Annotated in this window: 1 protein-coding gene; it reads left to right on the top strand. The window is 34.9% G+C overall.

From position 1 onward, the window contains the following. Positions 1-284 (top strand): hypothetical protein (locus EK369_RS22075; protein ID WP_206198170.1); only part of this gene is annotated, 284 nt, incomplete at its 5' end. Positions 285-524: the final 240 nt, after the last annotated feature.

Here is a 524-nt window from a genome sequence, read left to right as displayed (position 1 = left end):
GTTCAACTCTCACGATAATAATATTAAAAACTTCATCAAACATGAAATCCATGATATTTGTTGTTCTTGTTCTCTTTTTCGCCAACGCTCATGGAGGTCTTATTGGGGCACCCCTTTTGGCTCCTGGTCCATTAGCTGCCCCTATTGCAATAGCACCAGCACCACTTTTGGCTCCAGCTCCAATTTTAGCCCCAGCTCCACTTGCTTTGCCTGCTATTGCTCCTGCTCCGTTGCTTGCTAAAGCTGCTCTTCCAATTGCTCCACTTGGTTTGAAGATTTGGTAAATGAAGATGTAGAAGACGCAAAATTTATTTTTTAAAAAATTAGTCGTTTATGTGTCAAATTGATCATTTCGTTAATAACGTTATTTGTGGTAATAACTTTTTAAGCCACATTTTTTTAGTAGTAATCGGTTAAGCGTACATTATTTATAATTATCTTAGATGATTATTACATTTGTGGAAAAATAGTAGCATATAATAATGTAAAATCCAAAAATGTAGATTATTAGAGTGAGATATTAT

The sequence above is a fragment of the Shimia sediminis genome, assembly GCF_003990645.1.
In the GTDB taxonomy this organism is placed as follows: Bacteria; Pseudomonadota; Alphaproteobacteria; order Rhodobacterales; family Rhodobacteraceae; genus Shimia; species Shimia sediminis.
This window is presented reverse-complemented; position numbering and strand designations above follow the sequence as displayed.